This window comes from Cryobacterium sp. TmT2-59, assembly GCF_004403545.1.
In the GTDB taxonomy this organism is placed as follows: Bacteria; Actinomycetota; Actinomycetes; order Actinomycetales; family Microbacteriaceae; genus Cryobacterium; species Cryobacterium shii.
Genome location: NZ_SOGM01000030.1, coordinates 67,498 through 74,189, shown reverse-complemented (window position 1 = coordinate 74,189; position 6,692 = coordinate 67,498). Strand labels below are relative to the sequence as shown.

Genomic DNA, 6,692 nt, shown 5'->3' with positions numbered 1-6,692 from the left:
GCACGCGGACGGCCGGCGACACGCGGGCCCGCGGCGGCTCCCAGCTACCGGGCGGCGTCGAGGCGCGCGGCCGCCAGGCGCTCGGCGGCGGCGAGGGTCGTGATGCCCAGGCCCCGGGCATCCGTGAAGATCTGCGTGACCACGTCGCCGATCGCCTCGACCCGGGCGGCGACCGCGTCGAGGTCGGCGTTCGGCTCGCTCGCCAGCGCGAGGTAGATGACCCCGCCGGCGTTGACGACGAAGTCGGGCGCCCAGAGGATGCCCCGGGCGTCGAGCTGGGCCGCCCCCTCGGGCTGGGCGAGCTGGTTGTTGGCGGCGCCGACGACCCCGAGCACGTTGAGTTCGCCGATCACGCGGGCGTTGAGCACGCCGCCCAGGCCGCAGGGCACGAACAGGTCGGCCGGAACGTGGTGTACCTCGTCCACGGGCACCCAGGTCGCGCCGAGTTCGGCGGCGAAGTCCTGCCGGGCGAGGTTGACGTCGCTGACCGTGAGCCGGGCGCCGGCGGCCGCGAGTCGGGTGGCGAGGCGTCCGCCCACCTGGCCCAGCCCGGCGATGACGAGGTGCCGGCCGGCGACCTCCCGGCTGCCAAACAGCGCCTCGAGGGTGGCGACAATGCTCGCGTACACGCCGGCCGCGGTCGCCTCGGCCGGCTCGCCGACGCCGCCGCTGGCGACCGGCAGGCCGCAGACGTGGTCGGTGCGCTCCTTGACGACGGCCATCAGCTCGGCGTTCGTGCCGACATCCTCGGCCGTCATGTAGGCGCCGTGCAGGCTCTCGATCGCGTCGCCGAGGTCGAGCATGGCGTCACGCCGCTCGGCGTCGGTGAGTTCCGTGTCCAGCGGCAGGTGGATGACGGACTTCCCGCCCCCGAGGTGCAGCCCGGCGGCCGCGTTCTTCAGCGTCATCGCGGCCGAGAGGCGCAGGGCGTCGGCGACGGCATCCGTCCAGTTCTCGTATTGCCACATGCGGGCGCCGCCAAGGGCCTGGCCCAGGCGGGTGGAGTGCACGGCCACGGTGATGACGAGGCCCGAGCGGATGCCGGTGGTGATCAGCACGCGTTCGTGCGTGAACGGGATGCCGATCAGCGCGTCCAGCGAGGGGTTGGGGTGCGTGAGAGTCATGGTGGTTCTCCTTGCTGGTCGGCCTTGTGGGCTGGCTGCGCCGGCGCGATCGTGGCGCGTCGACTGCACCAGAATAGCCGCGCCGCCCGCCCGGTGCACGCCTCCTGCGCCGCGAGCCCGGCTGCCTGCGGCCGCCCTCCGAAGCCGCCTCAGTGCTCCTCCGACGCACCCTTCTGCACGGGAATGGCCGCCGTGAACTCCGCCGCCCGCGCCTTGGCGCTCTCGTCGCCGGAGAACAGGCCGATCGGAGCGGTGACGGGGTGGGGCGATTTCGGCGCGCGGGCCACGGCCTGGTCACGCGCGGGCTCCCGCCGGAGCTCCATCCGGCCCACGGGCAGCGCCTCGGGGTTGTGCGTGTTGATCCAGTCGATCAGGTTCTCGCGCACGAGGCAGCGGAGGTCGAACAGGGTGGGGGCGTCGGCGGCGGAGACCAGCACGCGGACCCGCACGAAGCCGCCCACGGCATCCGTCACCTGGAGCACGACCACGCGGCCGTCCCAGAGTTCGGTCTGCGCGACGATGCGGTCGAGTTCCTCGCGCATCCCGGCGGGGTCCACGCGCCAGTCGAGGTCGAACTCGACCGCGCCGAGCAGCTCGCTGTTGTGGCGGGTCCAGTTCTGGAAGGGGTTCGTCGTGAAATAGGTCGACGGCAGCACCATCCGGCGGTCGTCCCAGATGTGCACGACCACGTAGGTGAGCGTGATCTCCTCGATCTTGCCCCACTCGGTCTCCACAATGACCACGTCGTCGACGCGCAGGGCGTTGTTGAAGGCCAGCTGGATGCCGGCGAACACGTTCGCGAGGGTGGACTGCGCCGCAAGGCCGGCGACGACGCTGAGCAGGCCCGCGGATGCGAACAGGCTCGCCCCCAGGGTGGCGGCGCCGGGGATGCTGAGCAGCACGGCCCCGATCGCGCAGATCACGATCACGACGACGCCGATACGGCGCAGCATCCGCAGCTGGGTGCGCACGCGCCGGGCGACGCGGTTGTCCCGCACGTCCACGCGGTACCGGGAAGCCGAGAGCTCCTCGAAGAAGTAGAGCAGCGCGCAGACCAGCCAGGCCGACGCGGCGATGAACAGGGCGCGGAAGATGAAGTCGACCAGCCGCTCGATGTCGGTCGTGGTCTGCAGGAACAGCGTGTTGACCGACCAGATCGCACCCACGAGCAGCGTCAGGCGGAACGGCACCCGCACGAGCCCGACCAACGTGCGGGCCCAGGTCTTGCGGCGGGCCGCGACCCGGAACGCGAGGGCCGTGATCCCCGTGACCACGACGGCCCCGACGATCGCGACCGCCAGGGCGATCAGGTAATCCGGTTGGATGAACCCCTCGAGATCTGACACGGCCGTCCTTCCTGCCGTGACGTCGGCTGCGGCCACGGACCCTTCAATGGTGCCAGAGTCCGCCGTGTGGCCAATTCAGGAACGAACGGATGCCGCGCGATCGACCGCCCGGGATTCCGGGCAGTCGACCGGCGGCATCCGCGGATCTCCTGAATCAGCCGCACCGGCACCAGATGAACCCGACACTCGGCGCCCACAGCCGGCGGGCAGCCCTCTCCGTTCAGTGGAAGAAGTGGCGCTCCCCGGTGAAGTACATCGAGACGCCGGCCGCCGTCGCCGCGGCGATGACTTCCTCGTCGCGCACCGAGCCGCCGGGCTGCACGACCGCGGTGACCCCGGCCTCGAGCAGCACCTGCAGGCCGTCGGCGAACGGGAAGAACGCGTCGGAGGCCGCGACCGAACCGGCCGCCCGGTCGCCGGCGCGCAGCACGGCGAGGTGGCAGGAGTCGACCCGGTTGACCTGCCCCATTCCGACGCCGACGGATGCCCCGCCGCGGGCCAGCAGGATGGCGTTCGACTTCACCGAGCGGCAGGCCTTCCAGGCGAACTCGAGGTCCGCGCGGGTGGCGGCGTCGGCCTCGTCGCCGGCGGCGAGGGTCCACGTCCCGGAGTCGAGGTTCTCGAAGGAGTCCGTCTCCTGCACGAGCAGGCCGCCGGAGATCTGGCGCAGCTCGAGCGAGGAACGCTGGTAGTCGGCGGGCAGTTCGAGCAGACGGATGTTCTTCTTGGCGCTGAGCAGTTCGAACGCGGCCGGCTCGAACCCGGGGGCCACGAGCACCTCGGTGAAGATCTGGCTGACCGTCTCGGCCATGGCGAGCGTGACCGTGCGGTTGGCGGCGATGACCCCGCCGAACGCGGAGATCGGGTCGCAGTCGTGGGCGCGCTTGTGGGCGGAGGCGATCGAGTCCGGCGTCTTCGGGCTGGCGACGGCGATGCCGCAGGGGTTGGCGTGCTTGATGATGGCCACGGCCGGTTCGGCGAAGTCGAAGGCGGCACGCACGGCGGCGTCCGCGTCGACGTAGTTGTTGTACGACATCTCCTTGCCGTGGCGCTGCACGGCCTGGGCGATGCCCTGGCCGCCGTCGCCGACGTAGAGGGCGGCGGCCTGGTGCGAGTTCTCGCCGTACCGCAGCACGGCGCTGCGGGTCGCCTCGATCAGGAGGGTGTCCGGGAACGGCATCTCCGCGTCGAGGGCGTCGCCGATGACGGCGTCGAACTCCTCGAGGATCTCCTCGCCCTGGGCCGCGCTGTCGTCCTGCCACTGGTCGTAGACGTTTTCGGTGAACCAGGCGGAGACGCTGAGGTCGTAGCCCGCCGTGTGCTCGAACGCGAGCGAGGCCAGTTTCTGGCGCAGTTTCAGCGCGGTGCCGCCCGCAGCGACCGCGGCGATGATCTCGTCGTAGTTGTCGGGGTCCACCACGATGGCGACGTTCGCGTGGTTCTTCGCGGCGGCGCGCACGAGGGCCGGGCCGCCGATGTCGATCTGCTCGATCACGTCGGCCGGGGACGCCCCGGACTCCACCGTTTCCACGAACGGGTAAAGGTTCACCACGACGAGTTCGAACGCGGCGATGCCGAGGTCGGCGAGCTGCGCCTCATGCGATTCCAGGCGCAGGTCGGCGAGGATGCCGGCATGCACACCCGGGTGCAGGGTCTTCACCCGGCCGTCGAGGGATTCGGGGAATCCGGTGACGCTGGAGACATCCGTCACGTCGTGGCCGGCCGCGCGGATCGTCGCCGCGGTCGAACCGGTCGACACGATCTCGACGCCGGTCGCCGCGAGGGCGGCCGCCAGCTCCACCAGCCCGGTCTTGTCGCTCACCGAGATGAGGGCGCGCCGCACGGGCACGACATCCCGGTCGCGGTACAGGCTCTGGGCGTTGGTGGGACCGCTCATATGTGGGAATGCTCCTTGAGGTCGACGTGTCCGGTGGCGATATCGCGCACCGCCTGCACCAGCAGGCGACGCTCGACGATTTTGATTCGGTCGTGCAGGGATGCCTCGGTGTCGCCCGGCAGCACCGGCACCCGTTCCTGCGCGATGATCGGTCCGTCGTCGACTCCGGTGTCGACCACGATGAGACTGGCGCCGGTTTCGGCGACCCCGGCGGCGAGGGCGTCGCGCACGCCGTGGGCCCCGGGGAACTCGGGCAGGTACGCCGGATGCGTGTTGAGCAGGTTCGGGGACAGGGCCGCCACCACCCGAGGCGGCAGCAGGCGCATGAAGCCGCTGAGCACGACCACGTCCGGCGTCCACTGCCTGATCTGCGCGAGGAGCTCGTCGCCCCAGGCGTCCCGGGACGGATGCGAGGTGAACGGGACCGTGAAGGAGGAGATGCCGAACTCTTCACCGAGTTCCAGTCCGTCCGCGTCGCGGTCGGCGCCGATGGCCACCACCCGCGCGGGGAAGTCGGCGTCCTGGCACGCCTCGAGCAGGGAGCGAAGGTTGGATCCCCCGCCTGAGATCAACACGACCAATGACAGCACGGGACGAGCCTACCGTTTGACGGGGCCGGCCGGGGCGTGCCGGGGCGGGCCAGTTAGCGGCGGCGGCTGGGCCTGGGCCTGTGGCTGTGGAGCTAGCGGGGCGGGCGGAGGTCCCGGAGTCGACCGAGCAGACGGCCGGCGCTGGTCGCCTCGTTCACGCGGCTCGTCGAGGCACCCGTCGCGGCACCCGTCGACCGGCTGCGCACCAGCGCACGGGGCTCGGGGGTCAGCAGCCCGGCGCAGGCCGCGATCCCGACCTCCAGGGCGGCAAAAACGGCGACCAGGAGCGGATTAGGGCCGACCTCCACGAGCCGGCCGGGTCCGAGGGCGCCACCTGACCACCAGGCCAGCAGCCCGAGCAGGACGCCGGCGACGAGACCGGTGCCGAGGCCCGTGAGCAGCCGCTGGGCGAGGTGGGGCGCGGCGGCCCCGCGGTGAGGCGTGCGCTGGCGGATGATGACCGCGGCCAGGAAACCGAACACAACCGGCGCGAGCAGACCGAGGAACCCGAACGCCAGGCTGCCGTGCGGCAATGCGCCGAAGATCGGCAGCCCCGGTACGGCTCCGAGTGAGGTGCCGATCGGGGACACGCTGCTGCCCGCGCCCACGGCGATGCCGGGTCCGACCAGCCAGGAGGCCGCCCAGATCACCAGGTTCGGAATCAGGGCCAGCTGGGCCAGGGTGAGCACGATGCCGCCCAGGATGCCGGCCTGCACCGTCTCGTAGAGGCCGATGATGGTCGCGAAGTTTCCAAGGATCAACACGCACACGACGACGGATGCCACGCCGACGACCCCGGCGGCGGCGGCGGTCCCGCCCCGCAGCGCTGCCCCGGCGACCGTGCGCACCGTGTCCGGCAGGGTGGCCCGCTGGGCGGCCGGCACCCGGGTCGGCAGCAGTCCGGGCAGCGCGTCGACGAAGCGGCCGAGGACGCGGCCGGGGAGCCCAGGGTCTGCGCCGAGGAGCACCCCGGCAGCGTAGATCGCCGTGGGCAGGAGGATCCCCTGCAGCAGGGCGGGGCGGAGGGCATCCGTGCCGGCGGTGGCCGCGAGCAGGATCGTGAACAGCGCGTAGGTGAGCACGGCCGCCGTGGCACCGACCCACCGGAAGGGCGTCTCCGCGGCCCGCCGGCCGGTGCGGAGGCCGAACGACGCGGCCAGCAGCGCGAACCCGAGCAGGGCGATGGTGATCGGGAACGGGGCGTCCGCCCCGGGCAGGCCGAGGGCGGCCACGAGGGCCGGGTCGAGTTGCACGGCCAGGTCCACCCCGTTGCCGAGGAGCCAGACGTCGACGGCGGCGCGCCAGAACACGAGCCCGTCCACGGTGAGGCCGAACTGCGTGGCCCACAGCACGGTCAGCGGGACGGCCGAGATGCCCAACCCGATGGCTACGACAATGAGCGCCTCGAGTGCGGCAAGCAGGGCTGTCGTTAAGCGTTTCATCCGGTCGGAGCCTACCCTTTCCCCCGCACCGGCTTTCCAGCCCCCGCCGCGCACTCACCAATTCGACGGAAATTTTGCTCCCACAGGCGCCCGGAAGCGGTTTTGGCCCGGTTTCGGGCAAAATCTCCGTCGAATTCATCAGGCCTCCGGGGCAGATCTGGCTCCAACACGCGAGCCGGCGGCGACGACGGCGACGACGACGCGAGCCTCCGACACGCGCGCCCGCCGCCACGGGAACCGCGGCGGGAACCGGGGCGGGAACCGCGCACTCACCAATTCGACGGAGATTTTGC

General features: G+C 71.7%; 5 protein-coding genes. All 5 read right to left on the bottom strand.

Going from position 1 to position 6,692, the window contains the following annotated elements:
* Window positions 1-44 precede the first annotated feature (44 nt).
* Window positions 45-1,124: a Glu/Leu/Phe/Val dehydrogenase dimerization domain-containing protein gene (locus E3T24_RS05500; protein WP_134402666.1), complete on the bottom strand. Its 1,080-nt coding sequence runs from the start codon at window positions 1,122-1,124 to the stop codon at window positions 45-47.
* Window positions 1,125-1,273: 149 nt separating this feature from the next.
* Window positions 1,274-2,470, bottom strand: a complete 1,197-nt coding sequence (locus E3T24_RS05495) for a mechanosensitive ion channel family protein (protein ID WP_241975872.1) — start codon at window positions 2,468-2,470, stop codon at window positions 1,274-1,276.
* A gap of 220 nt (window positions 2,471-2,690) precedes the next feature.
* Complete coding sequence (purH, locus tag E3T24_RS05490; RefSeq protein WP_134402667.1) at window positions 2,691-4,367, bottom strand: bifunctional phosphoribosylaminoimidazolecarboxamide formyltransferase/IMP cyclohydrolase; 1,677 nt, start codon at window positions 4,365-4,367, stop codon at window positions 2,691-2,693.
* Window positions 4,364-4,957: a phosphoribosylglycinamide formyltransferase gene (gene purN / locus E3T24_RS05485; RefSeq protein ID WP_134366224.1), complete on the bottom strand. Its 594-nt coding sequence runs from the start codon at window positions 4,955-4,957 to the stop codon at window positions 4,364-4,366. Before purN ends, purH begins: the two co-directional genes overlap by 4 nt.
* Before the next feature lie 92 nt (window positions 4,958-5,049).
* Window positions 5,050-6,399, bottom strand: coding sequence for a DUF6350 family protein (locus tag E3T24_RS05480; protein ID WP_241975873.1), 1,350 nt, complete (start codon window positions 6,397-6,399; stop codon window positions 5,050-5,052).
* Window positions 6,400-6,692 lie beyond the last annotated feature (293 nt).